Annotated in this window: 22 protein-coding genes; 9 read left to right on the top strand and 13 right to left on the bottom strand. The window is 63.0% G+C overall.

Annotated elements, in window-relative coordinates; all coding sequences use genetic code 11:
- Nucleotides 1-21: 21 nt before the first annotated feature.
- From FA04_RS20875 to FA04_RS20850, 6 genes are all read right to left on the bottom strand, one after another.
- Nucleotides 22-750, bottom strand: coding sequence for a FadR/GntR family transcriptional regulator (locus FA04_RS20875; protein WP_034789585.1), 729 nt, complete (start codon nucleotides 748-750; stop codon nucleotides 22-24).
- Nucleotides 751-765: 15 nt separating this feature from the next.
- Nucleotides 766-1,734, bottom strand: coding sequence for a galactofuranose ABC transporter, permease protein YjfF (gene yjfF, locus FA04_RS20870; protein WP_034789588.1), 969 nt, complete (start codon nucleotides 1,732-1,734; stop codon nucleotides 766-768).
- A complete protein-coding gene (locus FA04_RS20865) occupies nucleotides 1,731-2,756 on the bottom strand; it encodes an ABC transporter permease (RefSeq protein ID WP_034789590.1) in 1,026 nt (341 codons plus the stop codon). Before FA04_RS20865 ends, yjfF begins: the two co-directional genes overlap by 4 nt.
- The gene (ytfR, locus tag FA04_RS20860; protein WP_034789593.1) at nucleotides 2,753-4,267 is read right to left on the bottom strand and encodes a galactofuranose ABC transporter, ATP-binding protein YtfR; all 1,515 of its coding nucleotides are present in this window, start codon (nucleotides 4,265-4,267) and stop codon (nucleotides 2,753-2,755) included. Before ytfR ends, FA04_RS20865 begins: the two co-directional genes overlap by 4 nt.
- Nucleotides 4,268-4,400: 133 nt before the next feature.
- Nucleotides 4,401-5,363 (bottom strand): galactofuranose ABC transporter, galactofuranose-binding protein YtfQ, encoded by a 963-nt coding sequence (ytfQ, locus tag FA04_RS20855; protein ID WP_034789595.1) that lies wholly within the window; start codon nucleotides 5,361-5,363, stop codon nucleotides 4,401-4,403.
- Between the two features lie 203 nt (nucleotides 5,364-5,566).
- A complete protein-coding gene (locus FA04_RS20850) occupies nucleotides 5,567-6,466 on the bottom strand; it encodes an EamA family transporter (RefSeq protein ID WP_034789599.1) in 900 nt (299 codons plus the stop codon).
- Nucleotides 6,467-6,557: 91 nt separating this feature from the next.
- Between FA04_RS20850 and FA04_RS20845 the strand changes: the two genes are divergently transcribed.
- The 7 genes from FA04_RS20845 to FA04_RS20815 all read left to right on the top strand — a co-directional run bounded on the left by FA04_RS20845 (nucleotide 6,558) and on the right by FA04_RS20815 (nucleotide 15,149).
- Nucleotides 6,558-7,445 carry a LysR family transcriptional regulator gene (locus FA04_RS20845; protein WP_051659164.1) on the top strand — a complete coding sequence of 296 codons (888 nt, stop codon included), beginning with the start codon at nucleotides 6,558-6,560 and terminating at the stop codon, nucleotides 7,443-7,445.
- Nucleotides 7,446-7,579: 134 nt separating this feature from the next.
- A complete protein-coding gene (locus FA04_RS20840; protein ID WP_034789603.1) occupies nucleotides 7,580-8,608 on the top strand; it encodes a LacI family DNA-binding transcriptional regulator in 1,029 nt (342 codons plus the stop codon).
- Nucleotides 8,609-8,734: 126 nt separating this feature from the next.
- On the top strand, nucleotides 8,735-10,003 hold the full coding sequence (locus tag FA04_RS20835) for an ABC transporter substrate-binding protein (protein WP_034789605.1): 1,269 nt from the start codon (nucleotides 8,735-8,737) through the stop codon (nucleotides 10,001-10,003).
- 82 nt (nucleotides 10,004-10,085) lie between these two features.
- Entirely contained in the window at nucleotides 10,086-10,985 is a 900-nt protein-coding gene (locus tag FA04_RS20830) for a carbohydrate ABC transporter permease (RefSeq protein ID WP_034789839.1), read from the top strand.
- Complete coding sequence (locus FA04_RS20825) at nucleotides 10,982-11,803, top strand: carbohydrate ABC transporter permease (RefSeq protein WP_051659165.1); 822 nt, start codon at nucleotides 10,982-10,984, stop codon at nucleotides 11,801-11,803. Before FA04_RS20830 ends, FA04_RS20825 begins: the two co-directional genes overlap by 4 nt.
- An 8-nt stretch (nucleotides 11,804-11,811) precedes the next feature.
- A complete protein-coding gene (locus FA04_RS20820; RefSeq protein ID WP_034789846.1) occupies nucleotides 11,812-14,076 on the top strand; it encodes a glycoside hydrolase family 2 protein in 2,265 nt (754 codons plus the stop codon).
- Nucleotides 14,073-15,149 carry an ABC transporter ATP-binding protein gene (locus tag FA04_RS20815; protein ID WP_034789608.1) on the top strand — a complete coding sequence of 359 codons (1,077 nt, stop codon included), beginning with the start codon at nucleotides 14,073-14,075 and terminating at the stop codon, nucleotides 15,147-15,149. The genes FA04_RS20820 and FA04_RS20815 overlap by 4 nt, the downstream gene beginning before the upstream one ends.
- Before the next feature lie 57 nt (nucleotides 15,150-15,206).
- Here the strand turns inward: FA04_RS20815 and FA04_RS20810 are convergent, their stop codons facing one another.
- The 3 genes from FA04_RS20810 to FA04_RS20800 all read right to left on the bottom strand — a co-directional run bounded on the left by FA04_RS20810 (nucleotide 15,207) and on the right by FA04_RS20800 (nucleotide 17,924).
- Nucleotides 15,207-16,058 (bottom strand): alpha/beta fold hydrolase, encoded by an 852-nt coding sequence (locus tag FA04_RS20810; RefSeq protein ID WP_034789610.1) that lies wholly within the window; start codon nucleotides 16,056-16,058, stop codon nucleotides 15,207-15,209.
- Nucleotides 16,059-16,207: 149 nt separating this feature from the next.
- Nucleotides 16,208-17,101 carry a LysR family transcriptional regulator gene (locus FA04_RS20805; protein ID WP_034789613.1) on the bottom strand — a complete coding sequence of 298 codons (894 nt, stop codon included), beginning with the start codon at nucleotides 17,099-17,101 and terminating at the stop codon, nucleotides 16,208-16,210.
- Nucleotides 17,102-17,108: 7 nt separating this feature from the next.
- Nucleotides 17,109-17,924 (bottom strand): SDR family NAD(P)-dependent oxidoreductase, encoded by an 816-nt coding sequence (locus FA04_RS20800; RefSeq protein ID WP_034789616.1) that lies wholly within the window; start codon nucleotides 17,922-17,924, stop codon nucleotides 17,109-17,111.
- 198 nt (nucleotides 17,925-18,122) lie between these two features.
- On the opposite strand from FA04_RS20800, the gene FA04_RS20795 reads away from it, so the two are divergent.
- Together FA04_RS20795 and FA04_RS20790 are read left to right on the top strand one after the other, a co-directional pair.
- Nucleotides 18,123-19,289, top strand: coding sequence for a serine hydrolase domain-containing protein (locus FA04_RS20795; protein WP_034789620.1), 1,167 nt, complete (start codon nucleotides 18,123-18,125; stop codon nucleotides 19,287-19,289).
- Between the two features lie 2 nt (nucleotides 19,290-19,291).
- The gene (locus tag FA04_RS20790; RefSeq protein WP_034789622.1) at nucleotides 19,292-20,137 is read left to right on the top strand and encodes an arylamine N-acetyltransferase family protein; all 846 of its coding nucleotides are present in this window, start codon (nucleotides 19,292-19,294) and stop codon (nucleotides 20,135-20,137) included.
- Nucleotides 20,138-20,156: 19 nt separating this feature from the next.
- Here FA04_RS20790 and FA04_RS20785 read toward each other — a convergent pair whose 3' ends face one another.
- From FA04_RS20785 to queC, 4 genes are all read right to left on the bottom strand, one after another.
- The gene (locus FA04_RS20785; RefSeq protein WP_034789623.1) at nucleotides 20,157-20,507 is read right to left on the bottom strand and encodes a DUF488 domain-containing protein; all 351 of its coding nucleotides are present in this window, start codon (nucleotides 20,505-20,507) and stop codon (nucleotides 20,157-20,159) included.
- Between the two features lie 102 nt (nucleotides 20,508-20,609).
- The gene (queE, locus tag FA04_RS20780) at nucleotides 20,610-21,347 is read right to left on the bottom strand and encodes a 7-carboxy-7-deazaguanine synthase QueE (protein ID WP_034789624.1); all 738 of its coding nucleotides are present in this window, start codon (nucleotides 21,345-21,347) and stop codon (nucleotides 20,610-20,612) included.
- Nucleotides 21,344-21,700, bottom strand: coding sequence for a 6-carboxytetrahydropterin synthase QueD (queD, locus tag FA04_RS20775; RefSeq protein WP_034789625.1), 357 nt, complete (start codon nucleotides 21,698-21,700; stop codon nucleotides 21,344-21,346). The genes queE and queD overlap by 4 nt, the downstream gene beginning before the upstream one ends.
- Nucleotides 21,700-22,410 (bottom strand): 7-cyano-7-deazaguanine synthase QueC, encoded by a 711-nt coding sequence (gene queC, locus FA04_RS20770; RefSeq protein ID WP_034789627.1) that lies wholly within the window; start codon nucleotides 22,408-22,410, stop codon nucleotides 21,700-21,702. The genes queD and queC overlap by 1 nt, the downstream gene beginning before the upstream one ends.
- Nucleotides 22,411-22,529 lie beyond the last annotated feature (119 nt).

The following is a 22,529-nucleotide window of genomic DNA, read 5'->3' as shown; positions in this document are numbered from 1 at the left end:
GCCGACGGACACGGCTGCGGATCAGCCGCGTGCCCTCAAATTGGCGATCAACTGCTGCTGGCCGACGCGGATCACCTGCTCCATCGCAACCCGTGCACCTTCCTCGTTGCGCAGGCGGATCTGCTCGACGATGCGGATATGCGCGACCGCGACGCGGTCGATCTCGGCGCAATCGGCGGCCGTGTTGCTCAATTGAAAGACACCCATCAGCGCCGCCTCGATCAGGCTGCCAACGGTCTGCATGAACGGATTGAGCGACGCTTCAAGCAGACGGAGATGGAATTCGAGATCGGCGCGCGCCAGCGTCTGCGCGCTATGGCCGGCATCGCCCATGGCAACGGCCAGCCGCATCATCTGGGAAATATCCGCGTCCGTGGCGCGGCGTGCCGCCAGTCCGGCCGCATAGGGCTCGAGCGCCAGGCGGACCTCGCTGACATGGCGGAGAAACGCCTCATCAACGCCGGCCCGGAAATGCCAGGAAAGCACGTCACCATCGAACAGGTTCCAGTTTGCCTGCGGCATCACGCGCGTGCCGATGCGGGCGCGGGCGACGATCAGCCCCTTGGCGGCAAGCGTCTTCATCGCCTCGCGCAGGACCGTGCGCGAAACGTTGAAGCGTGCCGCCAGCTCCACATCACCCGGCAGGATATCCCCGACGGAGAATTCCCCTCCGACCACCGCCTGGCCGAGTTCCTCGACGACGAGCCGGTGGCTCGTGCGTTTGCGCGGCTGATGGGGGGACGGCCACATCGCGCGACCCTTGCCTCACGCCCGCTGCTGGCGCTGGCGCGAAACGAAGATGATACCCTTCTGCAGCAGGATAAAAGCAAAGAGCAGAAGGCCGATCAGGATCTTCGTCCACCAGCTCGACAGCGATCCGTCAAAGGTGATGTAGGTCTGGATCAACCCTTGAATGAGGATGCCCACCAGCGTGCCGGCAACAAAGCCCGAACCACCGGTCAAAAGCGTGCCCCCGATGACGACCGCGGTGATGGCGTCGAGCTCGACGCCGACGGCGGCAAGGGAATAGCCGGCCGAGGTGTAGAGCGAAAAGACGATGCCGGACAATCCCGCAAGCAGGCCCGAGAGCGCATAGATGCGGATCGTCGTCGCCGCAACCGGCACGCCCATCAGTCGCGCCGTCGCCGTGCCGCCGCCGAGCGCATAGACATTGGTGCCGAAGCGTGTGCGGTGCGCGATCAGGATACCGATCGCGAAGACGAGCAACATCAGGCCGCCAATCAGGGTGATGCGCCCGCCGCCCGGCAGCTTGAAGTAGAGCGCCTTCAAGGTCGCGTAGAAGGGATGCTTGATCGGAATGCTGTCGATCGACAACACGAAGGCCATGCCCCGCGCCAAGAACATGCCCGCCAGCGTGACGATGAAGGGCGGCATTTCCAGATAGTGGATGATCGCCCCCATCGCGGCGCCGAAGAGCGTCGCGATCGCCAGAACCATCGCGAAGGCAATGAGCGGGTGGATGCTCGTGTGTTCCAGCACGACGGCGAGAAACACGCCGGTAAAGGCGATCACCGAGCCGATCGAAAGATCGATGCCGCCGGAGATGATGACGAAGGTCATGCCGACAGCGGCAATGCCGAGGAAGGCGTTGTCCGTCAGAAGGTTGCCGATGACACGCGTCGACAGCATGTTCGGATATTGCGCCACGCAAAGCGCGTAGCCGAGCAGGAAGATCACGAGCGTTGCCGTGAGCGGAAGATATTTCGGCTTCATTTTGCGGCTCGCTCGCTCGGGTTTCTCGCACCGCGCGCCGGCACGAGGAAGGCAAAGGCCGTGCGGAAGCGCGGCGACTGAAGCACCAGGATGAAGACGATGATCGCGGCCTTGATGATCAGGTTGAACTCTGGCGGGAAGCCGGAGAGAAGAATGCCGGTGTTGATCGCCTGGATGATGATCGCGCCGAGCACCGATGCGGCGATGCTGAAGCGGCCGCCGAGCAGCGACGTGCCGCCGACGACGACCGCAAGGATGGCATCGAGCTCCAGCCACAGACCGGCATTGTTGGCATCCGCACCGCGGATGTCAGCGGCGGCGATAATGCCGGCGATGGCAGCGCAGAGACCGGAAAGCACATAGGCGGCGATCAACAGCACAGGCGTCAGCACCCCGGACAGCGTGCTTGCCTGGCGATTGACACCGATCGCCTCGATCAGCATGCCGAGCGCCGTCCGCCTTACGAGCAGCGCAGTCAATATGCCGAATATCAACCAGATCACCACCGGCATCGGTAGGCCGGCAAAGGAACCGCTGCCGATGAAGACGAGGTCGGGGTCGTTGAAGGTCAGGATCGCCCCCTCGGTGATGAGCTGGGCGACGCCGCGACCGGCGACCATCAACACCAGCGTCGCGATGATCGGCTGGATGTCGAGCACCGCGACCAGCACCCCGTTCCAGAGACCGCAAAGGATACCGACACCAAGCGTGATCAGCAGCGTCGCGGCGAGCGAGTGTCCCGACGTGATCGCCGCGGCGGCCGTTGCGCCGCAGATCGCCATGACCGCGCCAACCGAGAGGTCGATGCCCTTGGTGGCGATGACGACCGTCATGCCGATTGCCAAAAGCACCACCGGCGCGCCGCGATTGAGGATATCGATGAGGCTGCCATAGAGGCGGCCATTCTGGATCTGCAGGTTGAGGAAGCCGGGAAACACCAGTGATACCGCCGCGACGATTATGCCGAGCGCAATCAGCTGCGGCAGCAACCGGTTGAAATAGAGCCTGAGGAACGACGTCACGACGTCCTCCTTTCATTGGTTGCGGCGATCGCTTCGACGATCTCACTGGCAGTGATGCGGCTGCCGTCGAGTTCGGCGACATGGGCGCGATCGCGAAGCACGATGACCCGGGTGCTGTAAGCGACCAGTTCCTCGATCTCCGAGGAGACGACGATCAGCGACAGGCCCTTCTCGCGCAGCGCCTCGATCAGCTTGACGATTTCCGCATGGGCGCCGACATCGATGCCGCGCGTCGGCTCGTCGAGGATCAGGAATTCGGGCTCGGTCGCGAGCCAGCGCGCGAGGATCGCTTTCTGCTGGTTGCCGCCGGACAGAAGCTTGATCGGCTTCTCCCGATCGGCCGTGCGGATATCGAGCGCGCGGATATAGTGGTCCGCCAGCCGGTTCTGCTCCGCCCGCGAGATCGGCCGCGTCCAGCCTCGGCGGGCCTGCAGCGCCAGCACGATGTTTTCGCGCACCGAGAGATCGCCGATAATGCCCGAAGTCTTGCGATCCTCCGGGCAGAAGCCGAAGCGATGGCGAATGGCAGCGCGCGGCGACGCAAGGTCGACCGCACGACCATCGATCTCGGCCCCGCCGCTGTCGGCGCGATGGGCGCCGAAGAGAAGCTCGGCGGTCTCCGTCCGTCCGGAGCCGAGCAGGCCGGCCATGCCGACCACTTCGCCGGCCCGGACATCGAGGTCGAAGGGTCGGACGCGCCCCTTGCGGCCGTAGTTTCGGAAGCGGTAGCGCAACGGCCCTTGCCGGACCTCAGCGCGCGGCGCGTGGATTTCCGCCGCCAGCTCACGGCCAATCATCATCGCAATCAGCTCGCGGCGATCGAGATTGGCGGTTTCACGCGTTCCGACGAGCTGCCCGTTCCTAAGCACGGTAATCCGGTCGGAAATCTCATAGACCTGTTCGAGGAAGTGGGTGACGAAGACGATGCCGAGCCCGCGTGCCTTGAGGCGCCGGATAATGCGGAACAGCATCGCCACCTCATGCGCATCGAGGCTCGCCGTCGGCTCGTCGAGGATCAGCACCTTGCCGGAGAGATCGACGGCGCGGGCAATGGCGACCACCTGCTGGATCGCCACCGAATAGCTGGCGAGATCGCGGGTGACGTCGATGTCGAGTTCATAATCGGCAAGCAGATCCCGAGCCCGCCGATTCATGGCACGGGCGTCAACCATGCCGAAGCGGCGCGGCTGGCGCCCGAGGAAGAGGTTCTCGGCAACCGTCAGGTTCGGCAGCAGGTTTACCTCCTGATAGACCGTGCCGATGCCGAGCGCCTGGGCTTCGAAGGTGTCGCGCGGATCAACCTCGGCATCGTCGAGCAGGATGGCGCCGCCGTCGCGACGATAGGCGCCGGTCAGGCATTTGATCAGGGTCGACTTGCCGGCACCGTTTTCGCCAAGCAGCGCATGAACCTCTCCGCGCCTGAGGTGAAAATCGACCTTGTCGAGGGCTCTGGTCCCCGGAAAAGTCTTTTCGATCCGGATCGCCTGGAGAATGTGGTCATTGGTCTGCATCGATACCGTCTCCGCGATGCTGGTATCTACTGACGAGAAGCACAGCGCCTAGCTGCGGCAAGCTGTGCTCTTCAGACGGAAACTTGGGAAAGAGCTTGGCCCGCGCGAGAAGCAGCGCGGGCCACGGCCGACGTCAGTAGCCGAGGCCCTTCTTTTCCTCGTAGACCTTCAGCGGCTCGTCGGCTTGCGTGTAGAGCTTCGATTCCGTCTGGATCCACTTCGGCGGCGCGGTGCCGTCCTTCTGGAAGGCGGCAAGCGCATCGAATGCGGGACCGGCCATGTTCGGCGTCAGCTCGACCGTGGCATTGGCTTCGCCGGCTGCCATCGCCTGGAAGATGTCCGGAACGGCATCGATCGACACGACAAGGATGTCCTTGCCCGGCTTCAGGCCGGCTTCCTTGATTGCCTGGATGGCGCCGACGGCCATGTCGTCGTTGTGGGCGTAGAGCGCGCAGATGTTCTTGCCGCCGTCCTCAGCTTTGAGGAAGCTCTCCATGACTTCCTTGCCCTTGGTGCGGGTGAAGTCACCGGTCTGGCTGCGGATGATCTTCAGGTTGTCGTGGCCGGATAGCGCCTGTTCAAATCCCTTCTTGCGGTCGATCGCCGGCGAGGAGCCGGTCGTGCCCTGAAGCTCGACGACGTTGCAGGGCTTGCCCGCGGTCGTGTCGACCAACCATTTGCCGGCAACATTGCCCTCATGCACGAGGTCGGACGTGACGGCCGTCAGGTAAAGCTCATTCGACGAATCGACCGTGCGGTCGAGCAGGATGACCGGAATTTCCGCGTCCTTGGCTTCCTGCAGCACTTCGTCCCAGCCGGTTGCAACCACTGGCGCCACGAGAATGGCGTTCACCCCTTGCGCAATGAAGGAGCGGATCGCCTTGATCTGGTTTTCCTGCTTCTGCTGTGCGTCAGCAAATTTGAGGTCGATGCCGCGCTGTTCGGCCTGCTGCTTGGTCAGTGTCGTCTCGGCGGCGCGCCAGCCGGACTCCGAGCCGATCTGCGAAAAGCCGACGACCAGATCGGCCGCGGATGCGCTGCCAAACGTGCAGGCAGCAAGGATCGTTGCACTCGCAAGTGCCTTGGCGATTTTCATGATTTCCTCCCAAAGAAAGCTGCCTCCACGCAGCCATCGAGAAAAAATCATATAATATTACTTTTGTAAACGGGCACATCTCGCCTGTCGTGCGCAACGTGCCTATTTTTTTGGAGAGGTTGGCGCGGCGGGCTGAAGCGCCAGCCCCCCAACTGCGAGTTTCAGAAAGCCGATGTCAGGCAAAACAGCCTGGCTGCTGCGCTCTAGGCTTTCGCCAGCAAGGTTCCGGCGGCGCTCGCGAGCATGACGAGGGCCACGCCGAAGATCTGGTTGAGGGAAAGCGCCTGACCCAGCACGATGAAGCCGGCAACCGCGCCGATCGCCGGCTCCAGGCTCATCAGGATGCCGAAGGCCGATGGCTGCATGCGCCGCAGCGCCATGAATTCGAGCGCATAAGGCAGCAGCGGCACCAGGATGGCAAGCCCGGCCGTCATCAAGAGCATGTCGAAGGAGAAGCCGGACTGCGCCTGAGACAGGCCGAACGGAGTCGCAAAGAGCGCGGCAAACAGCAGCGAAACAGCGAGCCCTTCCAGTCCCTTGAAGCGTTGGCCAGCCTGCTTCATCAGGATGATGTAGCCGGCCCAGCCGATCGCCGCACCGAAGGCGAACAGAAGCCCGCGCGTATCTGCGACCCAGGAGGAACCGTCCCAGGAGAGGCAGAGCACGCCGGCCGCAGCGATAACGGGACAAAGCAGGCGCCAGCCACGGCCGCCGAAAACGGCAGCGACCGTCAGAGGACCGAGAAACTCGATCGCCACGGCAAGGCCGAGGGGAATGCGGGCGATCGCCGCGAAGAAGCAGAGCGTCATCACCGCCATCGTCGCGCCGAGCGAAAGCGCGGAAATCCATTGCGCCCGGGTGTAGCGGAGAAAAGGCGGGCGGACGAGGATGAGCAGGAAGGCGGCCGCCCAGGATAGCCGCAGCCAGGTTGCGCCAAAGGCTCCGACGCTTTCCATGGCGGGCTTCGAAAGGGCTGCGCCAAACTGCACGCTCGACATCGAGAGCAGGCAGAAGACGATGGCGAGTGTGACGCGCCCGTTGGTGTCATCCGTCGCACCCGGTTCGCTCCACGCGCTATCCGCTGTCGTCTCTGTTTCCGCCATGTCCGTTCTCCCCTTGGGCTTGAACAGACATAACAATCCCGGCACAATAAGGAACGCTAATAATTGTGATACCTTCATAAGGGATCGTTATATGCATGATCTGGATATCGCCCTTTTGCGCGCCTTCGTCGTGACCGCCGAATGCGGCAGCGTCAGCGGCGCTGCGCAGCGGCTGGCCAGGACGCAAGCGGCCGTCAGCATGCAGTTGCGCCGGCTGGAGGACGATCTCGGCGCCAAGCTCCTGAACCGCAATGCAAGGGGCATGGACCTGACCGAAGCCGGGCATGTGCTGCTGCCCTATGCCCAGAAGATGTTGGGCCTGAGCGCCGGCGCCCGGCGGGCGCTTGCCGGGCAGGCCGTCCAGGGACCGATCCGCTTCGGCATGATCGAGGATATCGCGGTCGGCTCGCTACCAAAAGCGTTGCAACGGTTTGCCGAATGCCATCCGAATGTCGCGCTCGAACTGACGGTGACCGAAAGCACCGTGTTGTCGGAGAGGCTCTCGCAGGGCCGGCTCGATGTCGCGATCGGCGATCCGGCGCTGATCCGCGGCGAGCCGATCCTTACCTGGCGACTGCCGCTCCGATGGGTCGCGGCGCGCGGTTTCGAGGTGCCGGCGGAAGGGCCTCTGCCACTCATCACCTTCGACGGCGTCTGCACCTGGCGGCAGAAGATGATCGAGGCGCTGAAGGGCGGGGATCGCCCCTGGCGCACGGTGCTGACGAGCGCCAGCCTGTCTTCCATCCAGTCGATGATCGAGGCGGGCCTCGGCATAGCCGTTCTCCTCGATCTCAACATCCGTCCCAACACGATGCGGGTTCTCGGCGGTGAAGAGGGTCTGCCCCCTGCCCCGGTGATCGAGCTGGGGCTTTTCGCCGCCGACGATCAGGGTCTGGCGTCCCGCCCGGTCTCGGCTCTTTGGGCGTTTCTTTCCGACGAACTGCAAGCGCAGGCCTTGGCAATCGGCCGCGCGGCGTGACCACGCGCGGTTGCGTCCCGTTCCATGAACGAAATAAGACGCCCAGCGATTGAAAAACCCCAGGCAAAATTTTACTAAATAAAAATTGCGCCGCGCCCGAAAGGAGGGCCGCGGCGGCGGGCGGGACGTTGGACATGGTAACAATCAAGGAAATCGCTTCGGCTGTCGGGGTCTCTTCGGCGACTGTTTCTCGGGTGCTGAATTACGATCCGACCCTCTCGATCTCCACCAAGAAGCGACAGGCGATCATCGAAACGGCCGAGGCGCTGAATTACGCCACCCCGCGCAACCGCGGCCGCGGCGCCGGGGCAATGCAGGGCCTGAAATTCGCGCTGGTGCACTTCCTTCAACCCGCCCAGGAACTGATCGACCCCTATTATGTCGGCGTCCGGCTCGGCATCGAAAACCGCTGTCAGGCGCTGAAGATCGAGGTGGTCAAGGTCTTCCACAACGGCAACCTGCCGGAGGCCGCGATCCTGCAGGGCGCCAGCGGCGTCGTCGCCGTCGGCCACCATTATGGCGAAGAGGTCCATTGGCTGCGCCGGCACAGCCGCCATCTGGTCTTTGCGGACTTTGCCCCCGACGATGACGTCGACGACAGCGTGATGAGCGACGTCTCGATCGCGATGAACCGCCTGCTCGACGGCGTTTACGGCATGGGCTACCGCCGCATCGGCTTTCTCGGCTGGATCGACGCTTTCAGAGACAAGGACGACATCCATTCGGAGCGTCGCTGCCGCGCCTTCATACAATGGATGACGAAGGCCGGCCTCTACGATCCCGAACTCTGCATGGTCGAAAAGCTGACGCCCGATAGCGGCTATACGCTCGCCAAGGCGATGCTGTCGAAGCCCAATCCGCCCAAGATCCTCGTCACCTGCAACGACAATATGGCGATCGGCGCTTACCGCGCGATTCACGAAATGGGCCTGCGGATCCCCGACGATGTTGCCGTGGCGAGTTTCAACGACATTCCTGTCGCCCAGTTTCTCGGGCCGCCGCTTTCGACGGTGAAGATCCCCGCCGAAGTGATCGGCGAGACCGCCGTTGACCTCCTGGTCGAGCGGCTGACCGGGCGAGACGTGGCCAAGAAGGTGATCCTCGGAACCGAGATGGTCTGGCGCGGCAGCACGATGGCGAGAGCCGCCGCTCCCGGTGCGTAAAACGGTCGGTAAAAAACGCGTGGTAAAAATTTACTGAAATATTGCCTTCTCCAGAATTTTGCGAAATACTCCGCGCCGAGACTAGGAGGAACGTCTCGGGGAACGAATTTCGAGGGAGGAGAAACTATGGACACGCGTACCTATCTGCCGCGCTTTGCCGCCATCGCGCTTGCAGGCGCCAGCTTCTTGGCCGTCACGGCCGCCGAGGCCAAGGAAATCACCATCTGGTGCTGGGATCCGAACTTCAACGTCGCGATCATGAAGGAGGCCGGCGCGCGCTACACCAAGACGCACCCGGACGTGACCTTCAACATCGTCGATTTCGCCAAGGCCGACGTCGAGCAGAAACTGCAGACCGGCCTCTCGTCCGGCACCGCAGACGCCCTGCCCGATATCGTTCTCATCGAGGACTACGGCGCGCAGAAATATCTGCAGTCCTTCCCCGGCGCCTTCGCGCCGCTCTCCGGCACCGTCGATTACTCCGGCTTCGCTCCCTACAAGGTCGAGGTGATGACGCTGGATGGCCAGGTCTACGGCATGCCATTCGATTCCGGCGTCACCGGCCTCTACTACCGCAAGGACTATCTGGAGCAGGCCGGCTTCAAGCCGGAGGACATGCAAGGCATCACCTGGGATCGCTTCATCGAGATCGGAAAGCAGGTCGAAGCCAAGACCGGCAAGAAGATGATGGGTCTCGACCCGACCGACGCCGGGCTCGTGCGCATCATCATGCAATCGGCCGGGCAATGGTATTTCGACAAGGAAGGCAAGACGAACATCACCGGCAACGCGGCGCTGAAGGCGTCGCTTGAAACGGTCGGCAAGATCATGGCCGCCAACATCTACAAGCCCGCCGCCGGCTGGGCCGACTGGGTCGGCACCTTCACGTCCGGCGATGTCGCCACCGTCATCACCGGCGTCTGGATCACCGGCACCGTCAAGGCGCAGCCGGACCAGTCGGGCAAATGGGGCGTGGCGCCGATCCCGGCGCTTTCGATCGACGGCGCGACGCACGCCTCGAACCTCGGCGGCTCGAGCTGGTACGTGCTTGAAAGCTCAGCCGAGAAGGCCGAAGCGATCGACTTCCTGAACGAGGTCTACGCCAAGGACGTCGACTTCTACCAGACGATCCTTACGGACCGCGGCGCCGTCGGCTCACTGCTCGCTGCCCGCGGCGGGGCCGCCTATGGCGAGGCCGATGCCTTCTTCGGTGGCGAAAAGGTCTGGCAGAACTTCTCCGACTGGCTCGCGAAGGTCCCCTCGGTCAACTACGGCGTCTTCACCAACGAGGCGGACACGGCCGTTACCGCACAGCTTCCGGCACTGCAGCAGGGAACGCCCGTCGACGACATCCTGAAGGCGATCGACGCCGAGGTCAGCGCACAGGTCCAGTAATCGCCGCGGCGATTATCTGCATTGCTCCTGGCCGCGGTAAACACGCCGCGGCCAACGGCTCCTGCTATCCATGGGGATGATGATGGCTCTCGCGCGTCGCGGCGGCATCGGCCGATATTACAACGTCAATGGCTGGCTCTTCGTCGCGCCGGCACTCGGGCTGATCGCCCTTTTCATGATCTATCCGATCGTCTGGTCGCTGTGGATGTCGTTCCAGTCCGGCCGCGGCATGATGCTGAAATTCGCCGGCTTTTCGAACATCATCCGCCTCTGGAACGATCCGGTCTTCATCAAGGCACTGACGAACACGCTGACCTATTTCGTCGTGCAGGTGCCGATCATGATCCTGCTGGCGCTGATTCTGGCGTCGCTGCTCAACAATCCGAAACTCGTCGGCCGCGGCTTCTTCCGCACCGCCATCTTCCTGCCCTGCGTCACCTCGCTGGTTGCTTATTCGGTGCTGTTCAAGGGCATGTTCGCGCTCGACGGGATCGTCAACTCGACGCTCGAGGCGATCGGCCTCATCGCCTCGCCGATCCCGTGGCTGACCCATCCCTTCTGGGCGAAGGTGCTCGTCATCCTCGCCATCACCTGGCGCTGGACCGGCTACAACATGATCTTCTATCTCGCGGCGATGCAGAACATCGACAAGTCGATCTACGAGGTCGCGCGGATAGACGGCGTGCCTGCCTGGGCGCGTTTCACCCACATCACTATCCCGCTGTTGAAGCCCGTCATTCTGTTCACGACGATCATCTCGACGATCGGCACGATCCAGCTCTTCGACGAGGTCTATAACCTCACCGAAGGCAAGGGCGGACCGTCCAACGCCACGCTGACCCTGTCGCTCTATATCTACAACCTGACCTTCCGCTTCATGCCGAATTTCGGCTACGCGGCGACGGTGTCCTATGTGATCGTGGTGCTCGTCGCCCTGCTCGCCTGCCTGCAATTTTTCGCGGCACGGGAGCGCGACCGATGAACAACGGAACCACACGTATCGTCGGCACCATCGTCACCTACGGCTTCGTCGGGCTGATGGCCTTTCTCTCGATCTTTCCCTTCGTCTGGATGCTGCTCGGCGCGACCAATTCTTCGATCGACATCATCAAGGGCAGGATGATGCCGGGCAGCGCGCTTGCCACCAACATCGCCACTTTCTTCACCCAGGTGAACGCACCGCTGGTCTTCTGGAATTCGGCCAAGATCGCCATTCTCGCGACGGTGCTGACGCTCGCCGTGTCGTCGTTGGCTGGCTACGGCTTCGAGATGTTCCGCTCGCGCCACCGCGATAGGATCTACAGCGCCCTTCTGTTGACGATGATGATCCCGTTTGCCGCGCTGATGATTCCGCTGTTCATCATGATGGGCAAGGCGGGGCTGATCAACACGCACCTCGCTGTCGTGCTGCCGACCATCGGCTCTGCCTTCGTCGTCTTCTATTTCCGCCAGACCACCAAGGCCTTCCCGTCGGAACTGCGGGACGCCGCAAAGGTCGACGGGCTCAAGGAATGGCAGATCTTCCTGTTCATCTATGTGCCGGTCATGCGCTCGACCTATGCGGCGGCCTTCATCATCGTCTTCATGACGGCGTGGAACAACTATCTCTGGCCGCTGATCGTGCTGCAGTCGAACGAGCAGAAGACGATCACGCTGGTCATCTCCTCGCTCGCTTCCGCCTACTACCCCGACTACGGCGTCGTCATGGTCGGCACCATTCTCGCGACACTTCCCACCCTCGCCGTCTTCTTCTTCATGCAACGCCAATTCGTCCAGGGAATGCTGGGCTCAGTCAAATAGGAATGATCATGCGTTCTGTTACCTCTTTCAACGATACCTGGACTTTCTCCGAAGGCTTCGATGCGGCAAGCGCTGGCCGGCTGCAGGCAGGCAAATCGGTCAGCCTGCCGCACAATGCGGTGGAATTGCCGTTCAACTATTTCGACGAGGCATCCTATCAGCGCGCCTTCACCTATCAGAAGGTGCTTACCTGGCGTCGCGAGTTCCACGGCCGCGAGGTCTCGCTCGTGTTCGACGCCGCCATGGCCGACGCCGTCGTCTATCTCAACGGCGAGGAGATCATCGCCCACAAGGACGGTTACACGCCCTTTGAAGCAAGACTGACGGATAAGCTGCGGGAAGGCGACAACCTGATCACGGTCAAGATCGACGGCAGCGAAAACCCTGAGATCCCGCCCTTCGGCGGCCGCATCGACTATCTCACCTATGCCGGCATCTATCGCGACGTCTGGTTGAAGGTCACCGATGCCGTTTCGATCGCCAATCTCAAGATCGAAACCCGCGATGCGCTCAGCGATGCCAAGTCCGTCTCGATCCGCTGCGATCTCGGCAATCCGCAAGGCGTCAACTTTGCCGGCACGGTCACGGCACTCCTCAAGGACGCGAACGGCAAGGTGCTGGCGGAAGCAGCCGGTGAAAGCCGCGGCGAGAGCGTCACCCTTGAGATCACGGGCCTGAAGGGCCTCTCGCTCTGGGATATCGACAGCCCCGTTCTCTATGAAGTGGAAGCGCAGCTGCGCAGCGATCGCGGCAGCGACCGGCTGTCGTCACGCTTCGGCTTCCGCACCGCCGAGTTCACCACGGATGGTTTCAAGCTCAACGGACGGCCGCTGACAATCCGCGGCCTCAACCGCCATCAGGCTTTCCCCTATGTCGGCTACGCCATGGGCCGCACGGCGCAGGAGCGCGATGCCGAGATCCTGAAGAACACGCTGCATTGCAACCTCGTGCGCACCTCGCATTATCCGCAATCCAAGTGGTTCCTCGACCATTGCGACCGCATCGGCCTGCTCGTCTTCGAGGAAATCCCCGGCTGGCAGCATATCGGCGGCGAGGGCTGGAAACAGGAGGCGATCCAAAACGTCCGCCGCATGATCGAGCGCGACTGGAACCACCCGTCGATCATCATCTGGGGCGTGCGCATCAACGAATCCCAGGACTCGCATGATTTCTACGTCGAGACCAACCGGCTCGCACGCGAACTCGACCCCACGCGCCAGACCGGCGGCGTGCGCTACATTACCGACAGCGAATACCTCGAAGACGTCTACACCATGAACGACTTTATCCTCGGCAACGAGGAACTGCCGGGCGCAAACCGCCCGCGCACGGCGCTACGTCCGCAGCAGGAATGCACCGGGCTCACCCGCAAGGTGCCCTATCTCATCACCGAATTCGGCGGCCACATGTTTCCGACGAAGATCTACGACCAGGAACAACGGCAGGCAGAGCATGTGCGCCGGCACCTGGAAGTGCTGAACGCGGCCTATGGCGACCCAAGCATTTCAGGCGCCGTCGGCTGGTGCATGTTCGACTACAACACCCACAAGGACTTCGGCTCCGGCGACCGGATCTGCTATCACGGTGTCATGGACATGTTCCGCCAGCCGAAATTCGCGGCTTATGTCTATGCCAGCCAATGCGAACCGTCGGAGGGCGTGGTGATGAAGCCGGTCACCTTCTGGGCACGCGGCGAGCGCAACATCGGCGGCGTGCTGCCCTTGATCGTGCTCACCAACTGCGACGAGGTCGAGCTGAAATACGGATCGCTCGTCAAGCGCGTCGGCCCCGACCGCGAGAACTTCCCGCATCTGCCGCACCCGCCCGTCGTCATCGACCATCGCCACTTCACCAAGGACGAACTCGGCGTCTGGGGCATGAAGTGGGAAGACGCAGCCTTCACCGGCTTTATCGACGGCGAGCCCGTCGCCAACCTGCGCATGGTCGCCGATCCGGTGCCGACGGCGCTGGAAGTCGTCCCCGACAGCACGGCGCTTCGGGCCGAAGGGCGCGACAGCGTGCGGGTGATCGTGCGGGCGCTCGATCAGGCCGGCAACATCCTGCCCTTCCTCAATGACGCGGTCGACGTGACAGTCACCGGCCCTGCCCGCCTGCTCGGCCCCGATCGCCTGATCTTCCAGGGCGGTTCGACCGGCTTCTGGCTGGAAACGACGGGTGCTGCCGGCGGCATCGCCGTCGCGGTGACCTCGACGCGGCTTGGAACCGTAAGGCTGGAGCTTTCGGCGGTGTCGGACGAGGCGGCGGCTGCATGAGCGAACTCCAACTTAAGCACGTCAGAAAGTCCTATGGCAACTTCGAGGTCATCAAGGGTGTAGACCTCGACATCAAGACCGGTGAGTTCGTCGTCTTCGTCGGGCCATCCGGCTGCGGCAAGTCGACCCTGCTTCGGATGATCGCCGGACTGGAGGAGATCACGTCAGGTGATCTCACGATCGGCGGCGAGCGCATGAACGATGTCGATCCGTCGAAACGCGGCATCGCCATGGTGTTCCAGTCCTATGCGCTCTACCCGCATATGACGGTTCGGGAGAACATGGGTTTCGCGCTGCGATTTGCCGGCGTGCCGAAGGCCGAGATCGCACAACGCGTCGGCGAAGCCGCGAACATCCTGGAACTCGGGCCGCTGCTCGACCGCAAGCCAAAACAGCTTTCGGGCGGCCAGCGCCAGCGCGTGGCGATCGGCCGGGCGATCGTGCGGCACCCGAAGATCTTTCTCTTCGACGAGCCGCTCTCGAACCTCGATGCGGAACTGCGCGTGCACATGCGCATCGAGATCGCCAGGCTGCACAAGAAGCTTGCAACGACAATCATCTACGTCACCCACGATCAGGTCGAGGCGATGACGCTTGCCGACAAGATCGTCGTCATGCGCGGCGGTGTGGTCGAGCAGGTAGGCTCGCCGCTCGACCTCTACGACGATCCGGCCAATCTCTTCGTCGCCGGTTTCATCGGTTCGCCGAAGATGAACTTTTTGAAGGGGATCGTCGAAACAAACGCGGGCGGGGAGAAACATGTCCGCCTGGCGGATTTCGGCAATGCGACGCTGCCGATTGCGGTCAAGGACGTAACGCCCGGCAGCACCGTGACCATCGGCATTCGCCCCGAGCATTTCGGCGACAGCGGCTCGGCGAGCCTCGATTTGACGATCGACATGCTGGAGCATCTGGGCGGCGAGACCTTTGCCTATGCCCGGCACGGCGACGGCGAACTGATCATCATCGAAACAAAAAACGGCCGCGGCCTGAAGTCCGGCGATAGCATCGCCGCCCGTTTCGAACCCACAGCCGCTCTGGTGTTCGACGCAGACGGCAGGCGCCTGCGCTAGAAGCTATCCACCATAGGAGGGCGGCGCCATCTGCGAAGATGGCGCCGTTCGTCGTTGTCACGGGAACATGCCCTTCGGTGTCTCACCCTTCAGAAAGGGCTCGATGAAAGCCTCCAACAGTTCCGTCTGGTTGATGACGGCGGTGTGCGACGTCGCCGGCAGGATCGCGAGCCGCGAAGGCGATAGCGGCTTTCCCATGTCGCCCATGGCGCCGCCACCAAGCAGGCGGAACAGTGCCACCGTGTGCTCCAACGTCGCCACATCGGCATCGCCGGCGATGACGAGAACCGGGGTCTTCAGTGCCTTGACATCCGCCTCCCAGGCCATCGGTTCTTTTTCGAGCTGGATCAGCTTCTTGACCAGATCGGGAAACCCATCCGGATTGGCGGCGAGCTTGCGGTAGTCTTCGGCAAAGGGCATGCCGACGAACATCTCGACAGTCATCTGCGGGATGAATGCTTTGAATTCCGGCTGCCAGCCCTCGGCATCGTAGCCGACGGACGCGGCGGCTAGCTTGTTCACCTTGTCCGGATGGCGGATTGCCAGCTGCAGGCCGGCAGCCGCACCCATTGAGTAGCCGAAGACATCGGCCTTCTCCAGCTTCACCGCATCCATGAAGGCGGCGACGTCGTCCGCGAGGTTCGGATAGGTGATCGGGCGATCGATATCGGTGGTGCGGCCATGGCCCTGGAACTCGATTGCATAGACCTTGTGGGTCTCGGCCAGCTTCGGGATGATCGCACCCATCGAGGGAATGTTCATGTAGGCGCCGTGTAGCACGACCAGCGGCTCGCCCTCGCCCGAGACCTCGTAATACATCTTCATGCCGTTGACTTCGACGGTCTCAGCCTCGGCAAAGGCCGTGCCGGACATGAGCAGGGCGCCAGCGATCAAAGCGGTACGAAACATTCTCAATCTCCTTGTTGTCAGCGCGGTTGAGCACCGCCTTCGAGATTAAGACGCATGACGTCGTCATCTCCCGACATCGACAGCCAAGAAAATTTCGCGCATTCGTTGCAGTGCCCAGCAAACGCGTCGCGCCTTGGTCCGCCGGCGCTTCAGCCTGACGGGTTGAGGCTCACCCGCAGGGGCGCGAACTGCGATACGGCAAAATCCATGAGCTTTCGCACCCGCGGCAATTCACGTAATTCCGGGTGAACACCGAGCTTCAGCGGCAGAACCGGCGCGGCAACGCCGAGGTTAAGGGCCACGAGGCCATTCCGGCCGGCGGCGATAAAGTGCGGCAGCGTGGCAAGTGCCTGTCCGGTTTCAACCGCACTCAATTGCGAGCGGATCGAATTCGTGCGCAGCAGCACTCTCGCCTCCGGTAAAAGATCTTTCAGCCAGGTCGAGAGCGATACCCGCACAGGCACCTCCACCAGCTCGACAATCGTCTGGTTCCTGCCTTCGCCCGCAACATCCGGATGGCCGAAACGATCAAGGTAGGCCTCTGTTGCAAACAGGCCGTAGGCGACATCGGCAACCTTGCGCTCGACGATATCGTTTTGGTCGAAACTGCCGAAACGCAAGGCGATGTCCGCGTCCCGTCGGGACAGGTTGAAGCGCCGGCCATCGTTCAAAAGGTGAATGCTGACGCCGGGATGCATTGCTGCAAACTTGGTCAGGATCGGCGCCAGGAGGTAGTCTCCGATCCAGTCGAGGCTGGTCACGGTGATGGTGCCTTCAAGTGCGTCGTCCTGCACCGCAAGGCGCCGCTCCACCGCAAGCGCGTTCGCCTCCATGTGCTCGAGCGCAGAAAGGTTGGAGAGGCACACGGCGGTCGGCACGAGGCCGCCCGGTTGCCGCTCGAACAGTGTTTTGCGCGTCTTCTGCTCAAAAGCCTCGAGGCGACGGCTGAGCGTCGGTTGCGTTGTGCCCATCGCACGGGCCGCTGCACTCAGCGAGCCGTGGCGGACCAAGTGCTGAACAAGATGGAGTTCTTCCCAGTCCACAGGCACCTCAGGGTTCAGCCGGCCGAGGCGGCTCGCCTCGACGGTAATTCATAGGCACTTTCGTGCCCGCCGTCATGCCCCCGTCGATAGGCAGCACCACGCCGGTGATGTAACTCGCCGCATCGGAACAGAGCCAGAGGACACTTGCGGCCACCTCCTCCATCCGGCCAAGCCGGCGCATCGGCGTCGAAAGTGCTGCGTGCCGCTGGATGTCCGCGCCGGCGGCCTCGAGATGGTGGGTGAGGATCGGCCCGGGCGCAACGACATTGATCCGGATGCCCTGGTCGGCATAGTCGAGCGCCGCAGCCTTGCTCAGCCCGATGATCCCGGCCTTCGCACTGACATAGCCGGAAAGCCCGGAGGTGCCGTTGATGCCAGCGACGGAGGCCATGTTGACGATCGCGCCGCCACCAGCCCTCGCCATCGCCTCGATCTGGTAACGCATGCCGAGAAAGGTGCCACGAATGTTGGTGCGGATGCCGCGATCGAACCCTTCGATGTCGAGATCGGCAAGCGGGGCCGGCATGGTTCCATCCGTCGCATTGTTGAAGGCGGCGTCGAGCCGGCCATAGTGCTGCATCACGCTTGCAAGCGCCTGCTTCATGGCATTCTCGTCGCCGACATCGGCCGCGATCGCCAGTGCGTCGCCGCCCGCCTGGCGGATGGAAACCGCCAACGCCTCGACCGCCGGCTGCGAGCGGGAAAGAAGGACAACGGATGCGCCGGCCTGCGCAAAGGCGCGGGCGGTGGCCGCGCCGATACCCTTGCTGGCGCCTGCGACTAAGGCGACTTTGCCTGCAAATCCCAGATTGTTTGTGTTCATCAACCCGACTCCATCTGACGTTGTCGCACCGTTTTTAGCGCCGGACGACGACGGCTGCCTCGTGCAGGCGCGTATGCCTCCCATACGGGAACAGACGATCGACTTTCGCTGCGAACGGGCTTTGCCTTTGTCCGGGAGCCCGAATTTCGCCCTGAAGCGTCGACCGGGCCGCAGTTTCGAGGAGCACAGGAGACGAGCATGGATGCGACAAGACAGGGAAGATCGGAGCGCAGAACGCGGCTGAAGGCCGAACTCGACCGGGTGATCGCGGAAGCCCTGGATGAACAGCGCATCGTCGGCACAGTCGTCGAGATCCTTATCGACGGCGAGCCCGGCTACCGACATGCCGCCGGGCTTGCGGAACGCGAGGCCGACCGGCCGATGACCGAGGACAGCATCTTCCTGCTCTCCTCGGTCGCAAAGCCAATCGTCACGGTCGCTGCTCTCAACCTGGCGCAAAGCGGCACCATCGGTCTCGACGATATCGTGTCGGAATGGCTTCCCGCGTTCAGGCCGCAGCTGCCGGACGGCAGCGAGCCTCGGATAACCCTCCGCCAACTCCTGACGCACAGTGCCGGCTTGAGCTACGTGTTCATGGAGCGAGGCGACGGCCCTTATCGCCGGCACGCCATCAGCAGCGGCCTCGACGACACCGACGATGATCTCACCGCCCTCATCGGCAAGCTCACCGCCATTCCGTTATCCTATCCGCCCGGACACGGCTGGGGCTATTCGATGAGCCTCGACGTGCTTGGCGCCGTTATCGAAGAGGCGACGGGATCAAAGCTGCCGGAGGCGATTGCTACGCTCGTCACACGCCCGATGGGGATGAACGACACCGACTTTTCCGTGACCGATACACGCAGGCTCGTGGTCCACTATGGCGATGCCTCGCCGCGGCCACGGCTGCTCGTTGGCGACGATGCGGTTCCCTTCTTCGGCAATCCCGTGCGCCTGTCGCCCGGCCGGATCTTCAATCCTCGAGCCTTTCCCTCCGGAGGAGCCGGCATGGCAGGCACGGCCGGCGACGTGATCCGCCTTCTCGAAAGCCTCAGGACCGGACACTCGCCGGTGCTCGACGCCGCCAGCACCCGCTCGATGTTCGACATTCAGGCAAGGACGGGCGGATTGGCCGCCGGCGCCGGGTGGGAGTTCGGTTTCGGCGGCGCCGTGCTTGTCGAACCCGAGATGGCGGGAACACCGCAGTCGCGCGGCACGCTGCAATGGGACGGCGCCTACGGGCACAAGTGGTTCATCGACCCGGCCCGCGGCCTGACAGTCGTTGCGCTCACCAACACCGCTTTTGAGGGCATGAACGGACGCTTCCCGGACGATCTTCGCGACGCCATCTATCGGAGCCTCTAGCCATGCGGAACGCCCCATTTCCCGTCGACCTCGGCCGCTACTTCGCCCGCATCGGTCATGTCGGGCCGCTCTCGCCCGATCTCACAACGCTTGGCAGGATCGTCGCCCGCCATGCCGCGTCGATCCCCTTCGAGGCCATCGACGTGCTTCTCGGCCGTCGGATCGACCTTTCGCCGGCGGCGGTCGACGCCAAGCTCATCGACCGCCGGCGTGGCGGCTATTGCTTCGAGCAGAACAGCCTGTTGCAGCGCGTGCTCACGTCGCTCGGCTACCGGGTGGATCCCTTGATTGCCCGCGTCCTGTGGATGCGCGCCCCGGGTGCGCCGCCGCCGGCCTGGTCGCACATGGCGCTCCGCGTCTTCGTGAACGATGTCGGCTATCTGGTCGATGTCGGCTTCGGCAGTTGCGTGCCGACCGCGCCGCTGCGTTTCGACCGGACCACGCCGCAACCGACGCCGCATGAGCCGTTCCGTCTCAGCCGAACGCTCGATGGCTACGTGCTGGAGGCATTACTTGGTCGTGACTGGGTACCGGTCTACGTGGTATCGCCGAGCATTTGTGGAGAGGACGCGTATCGGATCGCAAACATCGCGACATACACGGATCCGCATTCGCTTTTCCGACAGACCCTGCTGGTGACGTTGACCACCGAGGAGACACGTAATATCCTGCTCGGAAACCGGCTGACGATCCGTGACAGGAACGGCACCGTGACGCGCCAGGAATTCGATGCACCGGCAATCGAATCTGCCCTTATCAACGTCTTCGGATTACCCCTCGACGGCGACTGGCGCCGGATCGCTGCGCGCGCCGGCGGCGCATTCGAGGCATCCATTCCAACGACATGACGTGAACCCGGCGCCTCGTCTATCGATGGGTGAGGATGTAGCCTTTGAGGATCTCCGCATGATTGCGGGCCTCATCCTTCACGCTGTAAAGCAAAGTCACCGGGCCCTCAGCAATGCGCTGTCGCAACAGGTCAACTGCCACCGGATTGCCGTCGAGCTCGGCAAGGTAGCGCTCGCGAAACTCTTCCCACGTGCCTTCACCCGCATGGAACCAGCGGCGCAGCTCCGTGGTCGGCGCCATGTCCTTCAGCCAGAGATCGACCGCGGCTTCCGCCTTGGTCAAACCGCGCGGCCAGAGGCGATCGACGAGGACGCGCATCCCGTCGCCATCGGCCTTCGGCTCATAGACACGTTTCGTCTTCAGCTGCATGAACGCCCCTCATTGGTCTTGATTTGAGGACCATAGCTGCCGCCGATTGGCGATCCAAGCGCGAAGGCGCTTGCCGGCAAGCGGTAAGGGCGCGTCTGCCGCCTACACCCCGCGCCTGTTGCCCCAGAGCAGGACGTGCAGCTGCGGCAGGACGCGGGCCTCGAACCAACGATCTTCCGTCACCTTGCCGACAAGCCAGAGCATGCGATCGATGATGCCGTCGATGTCGACTTTGGCGTCGTCGTCGTCAGGGGGTGGAGGCGTATGGTTGCCAGGCTGCAGGTAGAGCGGCAGATGGGGGTACCGGGCCGCCGTATCCCGGGCATAGGCATAGTCGCGCTCGTCGAAAACGACGATCTTCAGCGCCACCTGCGGCCCATCCGCTGCCATTCGAAGACAGTCGTCGAAGGTCTGCCAGTCCGTTTCCATGCCGCTCGACGGCGGCTTCGGGCTCAGCACCAGCACGTCGAGATCCGCAAACCAGTCCTTGGCGATGCTGCCCTGCGTTTCCAGCGCGAAGCGATAGCCATCGGCTTTCCCGCGGGCGATCAGGGGCGCCAGCGGCTGGATCGCCGGATTGCCGCCGGAAAGCGAGACCGTCAGCGGCTTGCCACCGGAGAGCGTGACGACCTCGCTCCAGATCTCTTCGACGCCCATCGGCAGCCATTGGTCGCGATACTCGCTGTCGACCGCGTGCAGCGTGTCGCACCAACTGCAGCGATAGTCGCAGCCGCCGGTTCGCACGAACACGGTCGGAAGCCCGATCAGGATGCCCTCGCCCTGGATCGTCGGCCCGAAGATTTCGCTGACACGGATGCGCGTTTCGCCGGGCCCGCTCATGGCCGGTATTCCGCCCAGGTCTTCGGCGTCTCGCTGACACGCACGGCGGAGGTTTCCGGCAGCCTCGCCTTGCACCAGTCGTAAAAGTGCTTCGCCAGACATTCGGCCGTCACCCGGTCGTGGCCGAGAACGTCGTTCAGATGGCGGTGATCGAAACTCTCGTCGATGTAGCGCTTCAGTGGCGAAAGCTCGTGATAGTCGCGCACGAAGCCGTGCTCGTTGAGCTCCGCGCCGGCAAGCTCGACTTCGACGACGTAGTTGTGGCCGTGCAGCCGCGCACATTGATGGTCTGCCGGCAGGCTCTTCAACTGATGCGAGGCGGAGAAATGGAATTCCTTGGTGATCCGGAACATCACTTCACCTCCTCGGCCGCAAAGGCCGACGTCGCCGCCACCCAGAAATCCGGATCTTCGTAGTCGGTCGGATCCGCAACGCCGGCCAGATGGAAGGCCTCGCGCCGCTCGACGCAGGTGCCGCAGCGCCCGCAATGGCGCGCGCCGCCCTTGTAGCAGGACCAGGTCGCTTCGAAGGGCGTCTGGTGGCTCGCGCCGTCGGTGACGATATCCGCCTTCGAAATCGTCACATAGGGCGCGTAGAGCGTGACGTCGGCGTAGCCGTCGAGCGCGTGGTTCTGCATCGCCTGAAACGCGTCGATGAAGCCGGGACGGCAGTCGGGATAGATGAAATGGTCGCCGCCATGCACGGCGACGGCCACCGCATCCGCCTTCTGCGCTGCTGCCAACCCGAAGGCGATGGCGAGCATGATGGCGTTGCGGTTCGGAACCACCGTCGCTTTCATCGTTTCCTCGGCGTAGTGGCCGTCGGGCACGTCGACATCGTCCGTCAATGCCGATCCCGTGAGATGGGCGCCGATCGCGCTGATGTCGATGACCTGATGCGGAACGCCGAGCCGCTTGGCACAGGCGGCGGCAAAGTCCAGCTCCTTGCGGTGTCGCTGGCCGTAATCGAAGGAGAGCAGGCCAATGAGTTCGTGTTCGGCTGCGACCTTGTGGGCAAGCGATACCGAGTCCAATCCGCCGGAGCAGATGACGATTGTCTTCATGATAGGTGTCCTTGTTTTGACCGGGTAGGCTGCGACCGGATTACGGCGCGCCTTCTAGGGCAAAGCAGGACGGATGGGAAGCATTATGTTGAAGTGCGGGAGTACGCAGCCTCTTCCTG

The organism is Ensifer adhaerens (assembly GCF_000697965.2).
Taxonomy (GTDB): Bacteria; Pseudomonadota; Alphaproteobacteria; order Rhizobiales; family Rhizobiaceae; genus Ensifer; species Ensifer adhaerens.
The sequence above is the reverse complement of the archived record's forward strand: the minus strand, read 5'-3'. Positions and strand labels throughout refer to the sequence as shown.